Here is a 15583-nt window from a genome sequence, read left to right as displayed (position 1 = left end):
CCCTGCGCGACGCCAGCGCCACGCGCGCCGTCGACCGGCGGCGCGCCGATCACGAACGGAAGAGCACACCATGAAGATTCAGCTGACCCCCCGCACCGCCGCGCGCCTCGCGACGGTCGCCGCGGCATCCGCCGGCCTCCTCGTCCTCAGCGGCTGCGCCGCCACCGGCGGCGGGATGGACGGGATGGACCACTCCGGCACCGGTGCCGACCCCGGCCAGTCGGCGGGCGAGCTCGCCGCGGCGAACGAGGCCGACGTCGCGTTCACGGCGGGCATGATCATGCACCACCAGCAGGCCATCGAGATGTCCGAGCTCGTACTCGCGAAGGAGGGACTCGACCCCGAGGTCGCGGCGCTCGCCGAACGGATCAAGGCCGCCCAGCAGCCCGAGATCGACCGCATGGAGGGGTGGCTCGAGGACTGGGGGCAGTCCGGCGGCGGCATGGCCGGGATGGACCACAGCACGATGATGTCGGCCGAGGACCTCGCCGCGCTCGAGGCGGCGAGCGGGGCCGAGGCCGGGCCGCTGTTCCTCGAGCAGATGATCGTGCACCACGAGGGCGCCGTCGCGATGGCCGAGGACGTGCTCGCCGAGGGCGAGAACGCCGACGTGCTGGAGCTCGCCGAGGCGGTCGTCGCCGACCAGACCGCCGAGATCGCCGAGATGCGCGAGCTGCTGGGGCAGTAGCGGGCCGGCCGCCGGGCCCGCCGGCCGCCGGGCCCGCGCTCGCTCGCGTCTGCGCCACTTCCGCCGCGTTGCGCCAGTACGGATGGCGCAACGCGGCCGAAGTGGCGCGCCCGGTGCCCGGCCGGCCCGGCTTCGGGCTGCCAGGCGGATGCCCCGGACCGCCCCGACCCCGAGTTCACGCAGTGTTCACCGCGGCGACGCCGGATGCCCGGTTCGGGGGACACCGCGCTCCCTATCGTCGGAGCATGGTCATCAGCGCACCGTCGGGCCGCCGGTCCCCCGTCTCGCTCCGCGTGCGGACCGAGCTGCGCACGCGAATCGAGCGCGGGGTGTGGTCGGCCGGGATGGCCCTGCCGAGCGAAGCCGCCCTCTGCCGGGAGTTCGGCACCTCGCGGGGACCGGTGCGCCGGGCGCTCGCGGCACTGCGCGCGGAGGGCTTCATCGTCGGCGGCCGCGGCAAGCCGCCCGTCGTGGGCAAGGTCGTCCCGGCGCAGTCGCTCGCGACCTTCCGCTCCTTCACCGACTGGGCGCGGGCCGAGGGCAAGACCCCGGGCACCAGGACGCTGTCGCTCGAACGCCGCCACGCGGCATCCGCGGTCGCCGGCCTGCTCGAGCTCGACGAGGGCGCGCTCGTCGTCGAGCTGATCCGCGTGCGGCTGCTCGACGAGGTGCCGATCATGATCGAGCGCGCGAGCTTCGTGCCGGACGTCGGACGCACGCTCTTCGGCCTCGATCTCGACCACGCCTCGGTCTCGGACGAGCTCGCGCGGCACGGCTTCGGCCTCGTGCAGGCGCGGCACACGATCGACGCCGTCGCCGCGAACCCGCTCGACGGGGAGGCGCTCGGCATCCCGTCCGGTGCGGCGCTGCTGCGCGAGCGCCGGCTCTCCCGCGACGCGCACGGCCGGGCCGTCGAGTACGCCGAGGCGCGCTATCGTTCGGAGTTCGCGACGTTCCGGATCGACAACGCCGCCGCCGGGTTCACCGGCGGCGAGGCGGGCACCACCGCCGCGAGCCCGATCGAGGTGCGCTCGCTCGACTGAGCCGGCCCGCGCCCGCCCTGCCCCCGCCCCCGGCCCCGCGCCCGCCCCCGCCCCGTGCCCCGCAAGACGGCAGCATTTGCGGGTGCGCGGGCGCGAACACCCGCAAAAAGTGCCGTCTTGCGGCGTCGCGGCGTCGCGGCGGCGGGGCGGCGGGGCGGCGGGGCGGGCGCGGAGGGCGGATGCCGCGTGCGACGCGTCAGCCGCGCAGTGTCGCGACCGGCGCCACGCCGTAGGCCTCGCGGTAGGCGCGCGCGAAGCGGGCACCGTTGCCGAAGCCCCAGCGACGCGCGATGCCGCGCACGGTGGCGCCCGCGGTGGGGTCGGCCTCGCGGAGTTCCTCGTGCGCCCGCGCGAGCCGCACCCGGCGGAGGTACTCGCTCGGTGTCGTGTCGAGGTGCCGCCGGAACGCGGCCTGCAGCCCGCGGCTCGTCAGCCGCGCCGCCGCCGCGAGGTCGTCGACGGAGATCGCTTCGGCGGCGTGCGACTCCGCGTACTCGACGGCGCGGCGCACCGCGGCGGGCAGGGCGCCGTCGGCGTACCCCGCGTCGCCGAGGATCTCGATCGGGAACGCCGCGAAGGCCGCGACGAGCAGTGAGCGCACCGCCTGGCCCCGGATCAGATCGTTCGACGCGAGCTCGTCGTCGGCGAGCACCTCGCGCAGCACGTGCTCGTGCAGCGCCGCCCAGTACCGCTCGAGCTTCGCGGTGCGAGCGCCGACGCCACCGAAGCGCAGCGTGGCCGACTCGGCGCCGACGAGGCCCGCGGCGACCCGCTGGGCCTCGCTGCGGGAGAGCGAGACCAGATCGATCTTGAGATCGTGGATGTCGGCCTGCACCGAGCCCGGATGGAAGAGCATCACCGCGCTGCGACTGCCCGCCTTGCCGTCGGTGCGGTAGACGTACCCGCCGCCGCTGCGACGCCCGATCATGAAGGCGTCGTCGAGGCGGGTGGACGCGCGTTCGAGGCGGGTGCCGATGTGCAGCCGGATGAAGCTCGCCGAGGCGTCGCTCAGCACCGTCTGCTCGTACGCGAAGCGGTGGTCGGGGTCACGGCCGAGCCTCGTCGTCGGCCAGATCTGCTGCATCTCGCGCTCGGCCCGGTCGACGTCGGTCGCGTGCGAGGCGAAGCGCTCCAACGGCATTCGACCTCCCTGGCGCCAGTGTAGGCGGCACCGCCGACATGCGAGCCGAGCGGCGCCCGCACGGGGGACCGGTCGGCGCCCGTCGGCCGGCTCGCACGCGGGCCGGCCGACCGGCATCCGGGTTCAGCGTCGCTCGAGCACCGCCTTCGCCGAAGCCTCGGGCCGCAGGTCGAGCCGCCGCAGCAGCTGCGCGTTGAGCGCCACGATCACCGTCGACAGGCTCATCAGGATCGCGCCGATCGACATCGGCAGCACGAAGCCGATCGGGGCGAGCACCCCCGCCGCGAGCGGCACCGAGATGAGGTTGTAGCCGGCCGCCCACCAGAGGTTCTGCGACATCTTGCGGTAGCTCGCCCGTGACAGCTCGATCACGGACAGCACCGAGCGCGGGTCGCTCGAGGCGAGTACCACGCCCGCGGAGGCGATCGCGACATCCGTGCCCGCTCCGATCGCGATGCCGACGTCCGCCTGAGCGAGCGCGGGCGCGTCGTTCACGCCGTCGCCGACCATCGCGACGCTGAGCCGCTCGCGCTGGAGCTCCTGCACCTTCGCCGCCTTGTCCTCGGGGCGCACGCCCGCGAACACCCGGTCGATGCCGAGCTCGCCGGCGACACGGCGCGCGACGGGCTCCGCGTCGCCCGTGATCATCACGACCTGGATGTCGAGCGCGTGCAGCGCGTCGACCGCCTCGCGGGACTCCGGGCGGATCTCGTCGTCCAGCGCGAGCGCCCCCGCGACCGCGCCGTCGACGAGCACGTGCAGCACGGTCGAGCCGCCGTCGGCCCACGGGGCGGAGGCCGGCAGCGCCGCAACGCCCTCGCGCTCGAGCAGCCCGGGACCGCCGACCTGCACGACGCGACCGCCGACGACGGCGCGCACGCCGATCGCGGCCGAGGCCTCGAACTCGCTCGTCGCGCTGCGGCGCAGGCCGCGGCGCTCGGCATCCGCGACGATGGCCTTCGCGAGCGGGTGCTCCGAGTCGGACTCGGCGGATGCCGCGAGCGCGAGCACCTCGTCGAGCTCATGGCCCGGGGCCGCCGCGGCATCCGTCACGGCGGGCTCGCCCTTCGTGAGGGTGCCGGTCTTGTCGAAGAGCACGGCGCCGACGGTGCGCATCGTCTCGAGCGCGAGCCGGTCGGTGATGAGCACGCCGCCCTTCGCCGCGCGTTCGGTCGCGATCTGCACGACGAGCGGGATGGCGAGACCGAGCGCGTGCGGGCAGGCGATCACGAGCACGGTGATCGTGCGGACGACGGCGTCGTCCGGGTCGCCGAGCAGGGTCCAGGCGATGGCGGTCAGCACGGCCGCGCCGAGTGCGAACCAGAACAGCCAGCCGGCCGCGCGGTCGGCGAGCCGCTGGGCGTGCGAGCTCGAGGCCTGCGCCTGGGCGACGAGCCGTTGGATGCCGGCGAGCGCCGTGTCGTCGCCGACCGCGCCGACACGCACGCGGATCGCCGTGTCCGTCGCGACGGTGCCCGCGACGACGTGATCGCCGGGCCCGCGGCGCACGGGGCGCGACTCGCCCGTGATCATGGACTCGTCGACGTCGGCCGTGCCGTCGACGACCTCGCCGTCGGCCGGCACCCGGCCGCCCGGGCGCACGATGACGACGTCGCCGAGGGCGAGCTCGGCGGGCGTGACCGTCTCGACCGTCTGCCCGTCGGGGCCGTCGACCACGCGCTCGGCCTCGTCGGGCAGCAGCGCCGCGAGCGCGTCGAGCGCGCTGGAGGCCTGGGCGATCGACTTCATCTCGATCCAGTGGCCGAGCAGCATGATGACGATCAGCAGCGCGAGCTCCCACCAGAAGTCGAGGTGGTGGCTGACGAGGCCGAAGCTCGCGGCGAGGCTCGCGAAGTACGCGACCGTGATCGCGAGGCCGATGAGCAGCATCATGCCGGGCTTGCGGGACTTCAGCTCCGACCAGGCGCCGGTGAGGAAGGGCTTGCCGCCCCAGAAGTACATGACGGTGCCGAGGATGGGCGAGATCCACGGCACGACGCCCGAGTCGGGGAGGGGGTAGCCGATGAGGCCGGCGAACATCGGGCTGAGGGCGACGGTCGGCACGGCGATGACGAGCATGATCCAGAACAGTCGGCGGAACTGGCCGACGTGGTCGCCGTGCCCGCCGTGGCCGCCCATGTCGTGGCCGGCGTGCGCGTCGTGGCCGGCGTGCATGTCGTGGCCGGCGTGCATGTCGTGGCCGGCGTGCGCGTCGTGGCCGGCGTGCATCGCGTGGGGATCGTGGTCGGATGCCTGGTGCTCGGTGTGCGGGTCGTGCTGGCTCGCGTTCATCGTGCCCTCCTGTGTCCTCTCGCCAGATTAATACCCCTCTGGGGTATCTGCAAGGGAAACCGCCCCGCTGACGAGGCTATTCCCGGGCCTGGTTCCCTGGGCCTGTCGAAGGGAACCCCACCGGGCGCTTCGACGGGCTCAGCGAACCACCTGGTTCCCTGAGCTCGTCGAAGGGATGCTGAAATGGCGGAATGCAGATCCTGATCCTCGGCGGCACCCAGTGGCTCGGCCGCGAACTCGCCCGCGAGGCCGTCCGCCGCGGCCACCGCGTCACGTGCCTCGCCCGCGGTGCGGGCGGCGAGGTCGCGGACGGCGCCCGGCTCGTCGTCGCCGACCGCTCGCGGCCCGACGCCTACGACGCCGTCGCGGACCGGCGCTGGGATGCCGTCATCGACGTCACCCGCCAGCCCGGCTTCGCCAGGCGGGCCGCCACGGCGCTCGCCGGGGTGGCCGATCGCGCCGTCGCCATCTCGTCCGGCAACGTCTACGCGCACCACGACGAGCCCGGCGCCGACGAGTCGGCCGAGCTGCTGCCGCCGCTCGAGTCCGACGAGTCCGATCCCGAGAGCTACGGCGAGGCGAAGTCCGCGATCGAGCACGCCTACCGCGAGGCGTTCGGCGACCGCGCCCTCATCGTGCGGCCGGGGCTCATCGGTGGTCCGGGCGACGAGTCGGGTCGGAGCGGCTACTGGGTCGCCCGTGCGGCCCGCGACGACGCGCCGATGCTCGTACCGGCCATCCGCGACGCCGCCGCGCAGCTCGTCGACGTGCGCGACCTGGTCGCCTGGACGCTCGACGCGATCGAGCGCGGCCTCGGCGGTGCGTTCAACCTCGTCGGCGACCGTTCGACCTTCGGCGCGGTGCTCGACGCTGCTGTGGCGGTCGGCGGGTTCGCGGGCGAGCAGCTCGCGGCCGATCCCGACTGGCTCGCCGAGCAGGGGGTCGCCGAGTGGTCGGGCGAGGCATCCCTGCCCCTCTGGATCGCCGAGCCGGGCTGGCACGCCTTCCAGGATCGCTCGAACGAGGCGGCCAAGCGCGAGGGATTCCTGCCGCGCCCGATCGAGCAGACCCTCGCCGACGTGCTGGCGTGGGAGCGTGAGCAGGGGCTCGACCGCGAGCGGCGCGCCGGGCTCACGGCCAAGCGCGAGCGGGAGCTCGTGGCGCTGCTCCGCGCCGCCCGCCGCTAGACCCGCCCTCCCGCGATCCCGCCCTTCTCGGCCTGCCCCGCTCTTCTCGCCCCACCTTTCACGAGGGGGTCGAATTCCGACATCTCTCGCGTCCTGGAACGACGCGGATGTCGCAATTCGACCCCCTCGGTGAGGGCAGGACGTTCAGGAGCGGGGGTGGGCGCCGGTGGCCGGCCCGGACACGATCGCGAGCCGAACCGCGATGACCGCGACCGCCGCCCAGCAGAGCGCCGCGACGACGGCGGCGGCGAAGGCGAGGCCGCTCCACTCCCGCACGCCGAGCGCCGCCTCGACGGCGAGCACGCCCGCGAGCAGGGCGGCGACGACGGCGACTGGGCGCGCGCCCCGTCCGCCCCGAGCGGCGCGGGCGACGAGCAGCACGGCGAGCACCATCGCGAGCACCCGCACCCACACCACGACCGTCGAGCGCGCCGAGGCGGCGCCGTAGCCGAGCGCGGCGACGAGTCCCGGCAGCTCCGAGAGCGTGAGCACCGCCGCGGCGCCGACGGCGAGCACGAGGGCGACGCGGCGGATGCCGAGCTCCGCCGCGCTCGACACGGCCCGCGCGCCGACGAGCGCGAGTCCAGCGGCGGTGGCGGCGATCGCGAGCGCGAGCAGCGCGCCCACGTCGGCGACCGTGCCGCCGGGCCCGCCGCCGAGGCCGAGTCGGGCCACCGTCGCCGCGGCGAGCAGCAGGAAGTGCACGGCCGCCACACCCCCGGCGACCCCGATCAGCGTGCGGCCGCGCACCGCGACCGCCCCGATCACGAGCAGCACGGTGCCGAGCGCCATCGCACCGACGGCGCCGAGCTGGGCCGGGCCGATCCCCGACAGCAGGGCGAGCTGCGCCTGCCGGCCGAGCGGGATGACGGCGACCGCGAACGCGGCGAGCACGACCGCGAGGGCGCCGAGTGCCGGGGTGGATGCCGCGGGAGAACCGGGGCGGCGCTCGGGCTCGGGCATGCGAGCCACGATACGCGAGCACGCGGCATCTGTCCGGGATCGCAGACGACGAGGCATCCGCGCCCGCTGCGCGCGCGAGCCCGACCGCCTAGCGTGGGCGCATGGCGCTCTCGCACGATCCGCTCTGGCCGCGCGCCGGAGCCTGGCCCGCCCCCGATGTCCTCGCAGCGGGGGAGCGCGCGGCGCTCGCCGTGCTCGGCGTGCCCGCGTGGCGCACCTCGCTCTCGCCGACCGGGGCGCACGCGACCCCGTCCGCCGTGCGCGAGGCGCTGCAGCGCTACAGCGCCGCCCTCGTGCCCGACCGGCGCGGGAGCGGCCGCGAGCTCGACCTCGCCGAGTCCGCACCGGTCGCGGTGGTCGACGCGGGCGACGTCGAGGAGCCGGACGGCCCGGAGGGCGAGGCGCGCACCCGCGCCGAGGTCGCGCGGCTCCGCGAGCTGGCCGAGGTCGTGCTCGCGATCGGCGGCGACAACTCCGTGACGGTCGCCACCGCCCTCGGCGCCTGGGGCGACGGGCTCGACCGCGCCGGACTCGTCACCCTCGACGCCCACTACGATCTGCGCGACGGCGTCTCGAACGGCTCGCCGGTGCGGCGGCTCGTGGAGGCCGGGCTCGACCCGGCGCGCGTCGTGCAGATCGGCATCGCCGACTTCGCGAACTCGGCCGAGTACGCCCGCCGGGCGCGCGGGCTCGGCATCACCGTCATCCACCGCGACGAGCTGCACGGCCGCGCACCGGCCGAGGTCATGGCCGAGGCGCTCGCGATCGCCGGCGCCGCGGACGGGCCCGTGCACCTCGACCTCGACGTCGACGTTTGCGACCGTTCCGTCGTCCCCGGTTGTCCCGCCTCGATGCCCGGCGGCCTCGCCGCGTGGGAGCTGCGGGCCTTCGCGCGCGCCGCGGCGAGCGATCCGCGCGTGGTGAGCGTCGACCTCGCGGAGGTGGACGCGACGGCGGATGCCCCGGACGGGCGCACCGTGCGGCTCGCCGCCCTCTGCGTGCTGGAGGTGCTCGCCGGGGTCGCGGGCCGGCCGGCGCGCGGCTGACTTTCCGCTCCGCACGTTCGGCCGACGTGCCCGCACCCTCGCGGCGACGGGCGAGCGGTGCGAGGCTGGGGGCATGAAGACGCTCCTCCTCGCCCGGCACGCGAAGTCCGACTGGGGCGACCCGGCGATCGACGACTTCGACCGCCCGCTGAACGCCCGCGGACTGCGTGACGCCCCCGCCATGGCGCACCGCCTCGTGGATGAGGGCGGCGGCGTGCGGCTCGTCGTGTCGAGCCCGGCGCTCCGGGCGATCACGACCGCGCGCGAGTACGCCACGGCGTTCGGCCTTGAGCCCGTCGAACGTCCGGAGCTCTACGCGGCGTCGGCCCGGACCATCCTCGCGGCCGCCGCAGCGCTGCCCGACGAGGCATCCGTCGCGATGCTCGTCGGCCACAATCCGGGCATGAGCGATGCGGTCGCCGAGCTCACCGGGGAGTTCGTCGAGCTGCCGACGTGCGCGGTCGTGACGTGCGCGGTCGACATCGACTCGTGGGCCGAGCTGATCGAGGGCAGCGGCCGGCTCGAGCTCGTCCGCGCGCCGCGCAGCTGACGCCGTCGACCGCTCACCCGCCACCCCACCCCGAGTTGCCCAACTTTCATGAAAGTCGGGCAACTCGGAAACAGCGCCGGGGCCGCCTACGCGGCGCCGGCGAGGTGCCCGGCCGCGCGGAACACGCGACGCACGAGCGGCACGCCGGGCCGATAGGCGAGGTGCACGTGGCTCGGCGCGTCGAGCTCGACGAGATCGGCCGACATGCCCGGGCGGAGCGCGCCGACATCCTCGCGGCGCAGCGCCCGGGCCCCGCCCGCGGTCGCCGCCCAGACGGCTTCGGCGGGCGTCATCCGCATGTCGCGGACCGCGACGGCGATGCAGAACGGCATCGAGCTCGTGAAGCTCGAGCCCGGGTTGCAGTCGCTCGCGATCGCGACGGTGGCGCCCGCGTCGATCAGCCGCCGCGCGTCGGGGTACGGCTGGCGGGTCGAGAACTCGACGCCCGGCAGCAGGGTCGCGACCGTGTCCGAGGCGGCGAGCGCCGCGACATCCTCGTCGCTCAGGTAGGTGCAGTGGTCGACGGATGCCGCGCCGAGCTCGACCGCGAGCCGCACCCCCTCGCCGGGGCCGAGCTGGTTGCCGTGCACGCGCACGCCGAGGCCCGCGGCACGGCCGGCCTCGAGCACCCGGCGGGACTGCTCCGCCGTGAACGCCCCGCGCTCGCAGAACGCGTCGACCCACTTCGCGTGCGGGGCGCAGGCGGCGAGCATCTCGCCCGTGACGAGCTCGACGTACGCGTCGGCGCCGGGCCCGTCGGGCTCCCGGTACTCGAACGGCACGACGTGCGCGCCGAGGAACGTGACCTCGTCGGTGACCTCGCGCGCGAGGCGCACCAGGCGCTCCTCGGCTTCGACGGAGAGCCCGTAGCCGGACTTGATCTCGAACGTCGTCGTGCCCTGCCGGTGCAGCTCCTCGACGAAGGCGGCGAGGCGGGCGCGCAGCTCCTCGTCGCTCGCCGCGCGGGTCGCCTGCACCGTGGAGCGGATGCCTCCCGCCTCGTACGGCCGACCGGCCATGCGGGCGGCGAACTCCTCGGCCCGGTCGCCGCCGAACACGAGGTGCGAGTGCGAGTCGACGAAGCCCGGGATGACGGCTCGGCCGCCGAGATCGACGAGCTCGTCGGGCTCGGCGCCGCCGGCGGGGGCGGCGGAGGCCATGGCCGCGGCGGGCCCGACCCACGCGACCCGCCCGTCGACGGCGAGCACCGCGGCATCGCGGACGAGGCCGAGCGGGCCGCCCTCGCGACCGGGCGCCGGGTCGTTCGTGGTCAGCTCGCCGATGTTCGTGAAGAGGGTCGTCCGAGGCATCCGCCGTCCTCCGCTCAGGCCATCGGCACGTCGAGGCCGCGCTCGCGCGCCACCTCGATCGCCCGCTCGTACCCCGCGTCGACGTGCCGCATGACGCCCGTGCCGGGGTCGTTGACGAGGACGCGGGCGATCTTCTCCGCGGCGAGCTCGGTGCCGTCGGCGACGACGACCTGGCCCGCGTGGATCGAGCGGCCGATGCCCACGCCGCCGCCGTGGTGGATCGACACCCAGCTCGCGCCGGACGCGGTGTTGAGCAGGGCGTTCAGCAGCGGCCAGTCGGCGATCGCGTCGGAGCCGTCGGCCATGGACTCGGTCTCGCGGTAGGGGCTCGCGACGCTGCCGGAGTCGAGGTGGTCGCGGCCGATGACGACGGGCGCGCTCAGCTCGCCCGAGGCGACCATCTCGTTGAACTTCAGCCCGGCGAGGTGGCGCTCCTGGTAGCCGAGCCAGCAGATGCGCGCGGGCAGGCCCTCGAAGTGCACCTTCTCGCCTGCCTGGGTGATCCAGCGGCGGAGGTGCTCGTCCTCGGGGAACAGCTCCAGGATGGCCCGGTCGGTGGCCGCGATGTCGGCCGGGTCGCCCGAGAGCGCCGCCCAGCGGAACGGTCCCTTGCCCTCGGCGAAGAGCGGCCGGATGTACGCGGGCACGAAGCCGGGGAAGTCGAAGGCGTGCGGGTAGCCGCCGAGCTCCGCTTCGCGGCGGATCGAGTTGCCGTAGTCGAACACCTCGGCCCCGCGGGACTGGAAGCCGACCATCGCCTCGACCTGCTTGGCCATCGAGGCGCGGGCGAGCCGGGTGAACTCCTCGGCGTCGCTCGCGGCGAGCTCGTGCCACTCGGCGACGGAGACGCCCTCGGGCAGGTAGGAGAGCGGGTCGTGCGCGCTCGTCTGGTCGGTGACGACGTCGATGGGCGCCTCGCGGTCGAGCAGCTCTGCGAAGATCGTCGCGGCGTTGCCGACGACGCCGACGCTGCGGGCGATGCCGGCGTCCTTCGCCTCCACGGCGCGGGCGAGGGCGGTCTCGAGATCGGGGTGGTACTCGTCGAGGTAGCCGTGCTGGACGCGGCGGGCGAGGCGCGTCTCGTCGACGTCGACGATGAGCACGGCGCCGCCGTTCATGGTGACGGCGAGGGGCTGCGCGCCGCCCATGCCGCCGCAGCCGCCGGTGAGGGTGAGGGTGCCGGCGAGGCTCGCCTGCGCGATCTCCTCGGCGCTGCGGCCGCGGCACTCGGCGAGCACCCGGGCGACGGCGCCGAAGGTCTCGTAGGTGCCCTGCAGGATGCCCTGCGAGCCGATGTAGATCCACGAGCCGGCGGTCATCTGCCCGTACATGGTGAGGCCGAGCGACTCGAGCCGGCGGAACTCGGGCCAGTTCGCCCAGTCGCCGACGAGGTTGGAGTTCGCGATGAGCACGCGGGGCGCCCACGCGTGCGTGCGGAACACGCCGACGGGCTTGCCCGACTGCACCAGCAGGGTCTCGTCGTCCTCGAGGCGCTCGAGCGTCGCGACGATGGCGTCGAAGGACTCCCAGTTGCGGGCGGCCTTGCCGGTGCCGCCGTAGACGATGAGGTCCTCGGGGCGCTCGGCGACCTCCGGGTCGAGGTTGTTCATCAGCATGCGCAGGGGCGCCTCGGTCTGCCAGCTCTTCGCGCTCAGCGTCGAGCCGCGGGCGGCGCGCACGGTGCGGGCGCCGCGCGCTTCGGTGGAGGGTGCATCGGTCATGACCCCAGGTTCGCGCAGCCGGGCGGTGCGGACAACGGATGCCGCGGGGCGGGTGTCTGCGATCCCGGACACGTCGCCCGAGGCATCCGCCCGCAAAAACGGCGACTTGCCCGACTTTCATGAAAGTCGGGCAAGTCGAGATCGAGCTCAAGCGCGTCGCGCTCAGGCGGTGGCGTCGCGGGGGACGTCCTCGTCCGAGGAGTAGGCGCCGTCGCCCGAGAGCGAGAGCGCGCTGAAGCGGATCGGCCGGGTCACGCGCTTGAAGTCCAGCGGGCAGTGCCGGATGCCGGCCGGGATGTAGAGCGCGCCCGAGGTCGTCACGCTGTACGTCTCGCCCTCGATGTCGATGAGGATCTCGCCGCCGAGGTCGTGCGGGTTCTCCGGGTCGGAGCCCGTCCAGATGAGCACCTCGTCGTAGTCGTGCTCGTGCTCGTTCACCCAGTGCGAGGGCTCGTCGGTCGGCCCGATCCACGTGTAGGTCATGTGGATCTTCGACTCGGGCACGTCCTCGGCCCGCATCAGCGCGAACGCGTCGCCGATGTGCGCCGGGCGCGGCACGCCCGTCGCCACGGCGCCCTCGTTCACGAGGTCGGCGCTCGAGTCGCCCATGTGTCGCACGAAGAGGTGCTCGTACTTTCCGGCCATCGGCCATCCTCCAGATCGTCGTCGGTCGGCCGACGGTGCGCCGGCCGCTGGCGACGCTACGGATGCCTCGGCCGGACGTCGATGGACGCGCGGCGGCGATGCTGTGACTCCTCTCGGGTGCGGCGGCGCCCGACACGCGCCCGCCGCCCCGCGCACGCCGGGCGCAGGCGCCCGCGCACCTTGACCGGGAACGCCTCGGCCTTGCTCCAGCGCGCACGATCGCTCATCGAAGCGGCCAGGTCTGGGATACCGGATAGCAGAGCCGGCCGAAGCCTTGCCGGCCGCACCCCCGATTCCTGGAATGAACCCCATGACCTCCTCCCAGCTCCTCACCGACCCGCCCGGCACCGATGCCGGCGGCGGCGACCCGCTCGCCCGGCTCGCGGCCCTGCCGCTGCGGTCCCGATCCCGCATCCTCAGCCGCTGGGTCCCCGCCGTCGTCGTCGGCGCCCTCGTCGCCGCGATCGGCTGGGCCTTCGTCTCCGCGCCGGCCATGAACTGGCCGGTCGTGGCGCAGTACCTGTTCAGCCCGCGCATCCTCGCCGGGGTCGGCACGACGCTGCTGTTCACCGTGCTGACCTTCGCCCTCGGACTGCTGCTCGGCATCGTGCTCGAGGTCATGCGCCAGTCCGGCAACCCCGTGCTCCGCGTCATCGTCGACGGCTACATCTGGCTGTTCCGCGGCACGCCGCTGCTCGTGCAGCTCGTGTTCTGGTTCAACCTCGCCCTGATCTTCCCGGTCATCGGGGTGCGCATCCCGGCGCTCGGACTCACCATCGGCGGCAGCACCAACGAACTCGTGACGCCCTTCCTCGCGGCGCTCATCGGCCTCGTGCTGCACACGGCGGCGTACATGGCGGAGGTCGTCCGCGGCGGCTTCCTCGCCGTCCCGCCCGGGCAGACCGACGCGGCGAAGGCGATCGGCATGACGAGCCTCGAGGCGCAGCGGCTCATCGTCATCCCGCAGGCGGTCCGGGTCATCCTGCCGCCCCTCGGCAACCAGTTCATCGACATCCTGAAGGCGACCGCGATCGTCTCCGTGATCGGCGGCGGCGACCTGATGACCATCGCCCAGCAGATCTACGGGCAGAACTACCAGGTGATCGCGATGCTCGTCGTCGCCTCGCTCTGGTACCTCGCGCTCGTCACGCTGGCGACGATCGGGCAGCACTTCCTCGAGCGCGGCCTCGACCGCAGCAGGCGGCGGGTCCTCAAGGCGGAGGCGGCCCGATGAGCGCGGCCCGCGGCTCGCTCGCCCTGCGCGGCGTGCGCAAGTCCTACCACGGCACCGAGATCCTGCGCGGCATCGACCTCGACGTCGCCCCCGGCGAGGTGGTCTGCCTCATCGGGCCCTCCGGCGGCGGCAAGTCGACCCTGCTGCGCTGCATCAACCAGCTCGAATCGCTCGACGGCGGGGTCGTGGCCGTCGACGGCGAGCTCGTCGGCTACACGGCCCACGGCGGGCACCTCACCGAGGCGAGCGACCGCGAGACCAGCCGGGTGCGCCGGAACCTCGGCATGGTGTTCCAGCAGTTCAACCTCTTCGGCCACCTCACCGCCGTGCAGAACGTCGCGATCGGGCCGGTGAAGGTGCTCGGGCGGCGCAAGGCCGACGCCGAGCGCCGGGCGCGCGAGCTGCTCGCCTCGGTCGGGCTCGCCGAGCACGCGGGCAAGTACCCCTCGCAGCTGTCCGGCGGGCAGCAGCAGCGCGTGGCGATCGCCCGGGCCCTCGCGATGGAGCCTGCGATCCTGCTGTTCGACGAGCCCACGAGCGCGCTCGACCCGGAACTCGTCGGCGAGGTGCTCGCGGTCATGAAGGCGCTCGCCGCCGGCGGCACGACGATGGTCGTCGTCACTCACGAGATGGGTTTCGCCCGCGAGGTCGCCGACACGGTCGTGTTCATGGAGGGCGGGGTCGTCGTCGAGCAGGGGCCGCCGGCGCAGCTCTTCGGGGCGCCGCGCTCGCCGCGGACGGCGGCGTTCCTGCGTCGCTCCGGCGGTGAGGCGCACGACCGCGAGGCGCACGGTGGCGAAGCGCACGACGGTGCAGCGCAGGATGCCGAGGCGGCGGAGGCCGAGGCGGCGGTCTCATGACGGTGCGCGCGGCCGCGCCGCCCACCCACCGCATCAACGTGTCGCCCGCGAGCCTCGACGGGGACTTCCTGATCGGTCCCCTCGAGACGCTCGGGCCGGGGCCGTGGGCGGGCCGCCCGCACCGGCACGACTTCGTCGAGCTCGTGCTCGTCACCGGCGGGGCCGGATTCCACCACATCGACACGGAGTCGATCGCGATCGCCGCCCCGCAGCTGTTCCTGATCGCGCCCGGGCAGCTGCACCACTGGGAGGAGACGGCGCCCGTCACGGGCACGATCGTGCTCTTCGGCGAGGACTTCCTCACCGGCGAGGGCGGGCCCGAGGCCGGCCTGCCCGGTTGGACGAATGCCCGGCTGCGGCCCACCGACGCCCAGCGCCGCCGCCTCGAGCGGGTGTTCGCCGAGCTCCGCGCCGAACTGGCCCTGCCCGACGCACTGCAGGCCCGGGCCATCCGCACCCTGCTGTCGCTGCTGCTCCTGCAGTTGCGCCGCCTCGCCCCCGACCCGACCGCCGGGCCGAGCCGGGGGCTGTCGGCCGCGTTCGAGCGGCTCGTGCGCGAGCGTGCCTCGGCGACTCTCACGGTCGCCGAGTGCGCGAAGGCGCTCGGCATCACCCCCGGGCACCTCGCGGAGACGGTCGGGCAGCAGGCCGGTCGGAGCCCCGGCGAACTCATCCGCGCCGAGGTCGTGCGCGAGGCGCAGCGCCTGCTCGCCCGCACCGAGCTCAGCTGCGCGCAGATCGCCGGGCGGCTCGGCTTCGACGACGCGTCGTACTTCTCGCGCTTCTTCCGGCGCGAGTGCGGGGTCACGCCGACCGCGTTCCGTCGCGCGCAGCTCGGCATCGCGGCCTGAGCCGGATGCCTCGGCCGGGGCATCCGCGGAAAGTGCAACGGATGCCGCGACC

General features: G+C 74.5%; 14 protein-coding genes. 8 read left to right on the top strand and 6 right to left on the bottom strand.

Features of this window, described 5'->3' with window-relative positions; translation table 11 throughout:
- The first annotated feature begins 70 nt into the window (after positions 1 to 70).
- Both ACFWE1_RS06655 and ACFWE1_RS06650 read left to right on the top strand, forming a co-directional pair.
- Positions 71 to 688, top strand: a complete 618-nt coding sequence (locus tag ACFWE1_RS06655; protein WP_376932686.1) for a DUF305 domain-containing protein — start codon at positions 71 to 73, stop codon at positions 686 to 688.
- A 245-nt stretch (positions 689 to 933) separates the two neighbouring features.
- Entirely contained in the window at positions 934 to 1731 is a 798-nt protein-coding gene (locus ACFWE1_RS06650) for a GntR family transcriptional regulator (protein ID WP_376932685.1), read from the top strand.
- Between the two features lie 196 nt (positions 1732 to 1927).
- On the opposite strand, the gene ACFWE1_RS06645 is transcribed toward ACFWE1_RS06650, so the two are convergent.
- The gene (locus ACFWE1_RS06645; protein ID WP_376932684.1) at positions 1928 to 2872 is read right to left on the bottom strand and encodes a helix-turn-helix domain-containing protein; all 945 of its coding nucleotides are present in this window, start codon (positions 2870 to 2872) and stop codon (positions 1928 to 1930) included.
- Between the two features lie 123 nt (positions 2873 to 2995).
- Complete coding sequence (locus ACFWE1_RS06640; protein WP_376932683.1) at positions 2996 to 5164, bottom strand: copper-translocating P-type ATPase; 2169 nt, start codon at positions 5162 to 5164, stop codon at positions 2996 to 2998.
- Between the two features lie 191 nt (positions 5165 to 5355).
- On the opposite strand from ACFWE1_RS06640, the gene ACFWE1_RS06635 reads away from it, so the two are divergent.
- The gene (locus ACFWE1_RS06635; RefSeq protein WP_376932682.1) at positions 5356 to 6351 is read left to right on the top strand and encodes an NAD-dependent epimerase/dehydratase family protein; all 996 of its coding nucleotides are present in this window, start codon (positions 5356 to 5358) and stop codon (positions 6349 to 6351) included.
- Positions 6352 to 6495: 144 nt separating this feature from the next.
- On the opposite strand, the gene ACFWE1_RS06630 is transcribed toward ACFWE1_RS06635, so the two are convergent.
- Entirely contained in the window at positions 6496 to 7314 is an 819-nt protein-coding gene (locus ACFWE1_RS06630; protein ID WP_376932681.1) for a hypothetical protein, read from the bottom strand.
- 101 nt (positions 7315 to 7415) lie between these two features.
- Here ACFWE1_RS06630 and ACFWE1_RS06625 point away from each other — a divergent pair, with 101 nt between their 5' ends.
- On the top strand, positions 7416 to 8360 hold the full coding sequence (locus ACFWE1_RS06625) for an arginase family protein (protein ID WP_376932680.1): 945 nt from the start codon (positions 7416 to 7418) through the stop codon (positions 8358 to 8360).
- Positions 8361 to 8433: 73 nt separating this feature from the next.
- Positions 8434 to 8910, top strand: a complete 477-nt coding sequence (locus tag ACFWE1_RS06620; protein ID WP_376932679.1) for a SixA phosphatase family protein — start codon at positions 8434 to 8436, stop codon at positions 8908 to 8910.
- 86 nt (positions 8911 to 8996) lie between these two features.
- Here ACFWE1_RS06620 and hutI read toward each other — a convergent pair whose 3' ends face one another.
- The 3 genes from hutI to ACFWE1_RS06605 all read right to left on the bottom strand — a co-directional run bounded on the left by hutI (position 8997) and on the right by ACFWE1_RS06605 (position 12586).
- Positions 8997 to 10220, bottom strand: coding sequence for an imidazolonepropionase (gene hutI / locus ACFWE1_RS06615; RefSeq protein WP_376932678.1), 1224 nt, complete (start codon positions 10218 to 10220; stop codon positions 8997 to 8999).
- A 14-nt stretch (positions 10221 to 10234) separates the two neighbouring features.
- Positions 10235 to 11941 (bottom strand): urocanate hydratase, encoded by a 1707-nt coding sequence (gene hutU, locus ACFWE1_RS06610; RefSeq protein WP_376932677.1) that lies wholly within the window; start codon positions 11939 to 11941, stop codon positions 10235 to 10237.
- Between the two features lie 162 nt (positions 11942 to 12103).
- Positions 12104 to 12586 (bottom strand): hypothetical protein, encoded by a 483-nt coding sequence (locus ACFWE1_RS06605; RefSeq protein ID WP_376932676.1) that lies wholly within the window; start codon positions 12584 to 12586, stop codon positions 12104 to 12106.
- Between the two features lie 310 nt (positions 12587 to 12896).
- On the opposite strand from ACFWE1_RS06605, the gene ACFWE1_RS06600 reads away from it, so the two are divergent.
- Genes ACFWE1_RS06600 through ACFWE1_RS06590 form a run of 3 tightly spaced genes read left to right on the top strand, consistent with a single transcriptional unit; the run spans position 12897 to position 15531 of the window.
- Entirely contained in the window at positions 12897 to 13820 is a 924-nt protein-coding gene (locus ACFWE1_RS06600; protein WP_376932675.1) for an amino acid ABC transporter permease, read from the top strand.
- Complete coding sequence (locus ACFWE1_RS06595) at positions 13817 to 14680, top strand: amino acid ABC transporter ATP-binding protein (RefSeq protein ID WP_376932674.1); 864 nt, start codon at positions 13817 to 13819, stop codon at positions 14678 to 14680. The genes ACFWE1_RS06600 and ACFWE1_RS06595 overlap by 4 nt, the downstream gene beginning before the upstream one ends.
- Entirely contained in the window at positions 14677 to 15531 is an 855-nt protein-coding gene (locus ACFWE1_RS06590) for a helix-turn-helix domain-containing protein (protein ID WP_376932673.1), read from the top strand. The genes ACFWE1_RS06595 and ACFWE1_RS06590 overlap by 4 nt, the downstream gene beginning before the upstream one ends.
- Positions 15532 to 15583: the final 52 nt, after the last annotated feature.

Origin of the sequence: Agromyces sp. NPDC060279 (assembly GCF_042726785.1) — a bacterium.
Classification (GTDB): Bacteria; Actinomycetota; Actinomycetes; order Actinomycetales; family Microbacteriaceae; genus Agromyces.
The sequence above is the reverse complement of the archived record's forward strand: the minus strand, read 5'-3'. Positions and strand labels throughout refer to the sequence as shown.

What these genes read in the sequence shown, in the direction of transcription:
- ACFWE1_RS06655 (WP_376932686.1), top strand. Translation starts at nt 71, where the DNA reads ATGAAGATTCAGCTGACCCCCCGCACCGCCGCGCGCCTCGCGACGGTC.
- ACFWE1_RS06650 (WP_376932685.1), top strand. Translation starts at nt 934, where the DNA reads ATGGTCATCAGCGCACCGTCGGGCCGCCGGTCCCCCGTCTCGCTCCGC.
- ACFWE1_RS06645 (WP_376932684.1), bottom strand. Translation starts at nt 2,872, where the DNA reads ATGCCGTTGGAGCGCTTCGCCTCGCACGCGACCGACGTCGACCGGGCC.
- ACFWE1_RS06640 (WP_376932683.1), bottom strand. Translation starts at nt 5,164, where the DNA reads ATGAACGCGAGCCAGCACGACCCGCACACCGAGCACCAGGCATCCGAC.
- ACFWE1_RS06635 (WP_376932682.1), top strand. Translation starts at nt 5,356, where the DNA reads ATGCAGATCCTGATCCTCGGCGGCACCCAGTGGCTCGGCCGCGAACTC.
- ACFWE1_RS06630 (WP_376932681.1), bottom strand. Translation starts at nt 7,314, where the DNA reads ATGCCCGAGCCCGAGCGCCGCCCCGGTTCTCCCGCGGCATCCACCCCG.
- ACFWE1_RS06625 (WP_376932680.1), top strand. Translation starts at nt 7,416, where the DNA reads ATGGCGCTCTCGCACGATCCGCTCTGGCCGCGCGCCGGAGCCTGGCCC.
- ACFWE1_RS06620 (WP_376932679.1), top strand. Translation starts at nt 8,434, where the DNA reads ATGAAGACGCTCCTCCTCGCCCGGCACGCGAAGTCCGACTGGGGCGAC.
- hutI (WP_376932678.1), bottom strand. Translation starts at nt 10,220, where the DNA reads ATGCCTCGGACGACCCTCTTCACGAACATCGGCGAGCTGACCACGAAC.
- hutU (WP_376932677.1), bottom strand. Translation starts at nt 11,941, where the DNA reads ATGACCGATGCACCCTCCACCGAAGCGCGCGGCGCCCGCACCGTGCGC.
- ACFWE1_RS06605 (WP_376932676.1), bottom strand. Translation starts at nt 12,586, where the DNA reads ATGGCCGGAAAGTACGAGCACCTCTTCGTGCGACACATGGGCGACTCG.
- ACFWE1_RS06600 (WP_376932675.1), top strand. Translation starts at nt 12,897, where the DNA reads ATGACCTCCTCCCAGCTCCTCACCGACCCGCCCGGCACCGATGCCGGC.
- ACFWE1_RS06595 (WP_376932674.1), top strand. Translation starts at nt 13,817, where the DNA reads ATGAGCGCGGCCCGCGGCTCGCTCGCCCTGCGCGGCGTGCGCAAGTCC.
- ACFWE1_RS06590 (WP_376932673.1), top strand. Translation starts at nt 14,677, where the DNA reads ATGACGGTGCGCGCGGCCGCGCCGCCCACCCACCGCATCAACGTGTCG.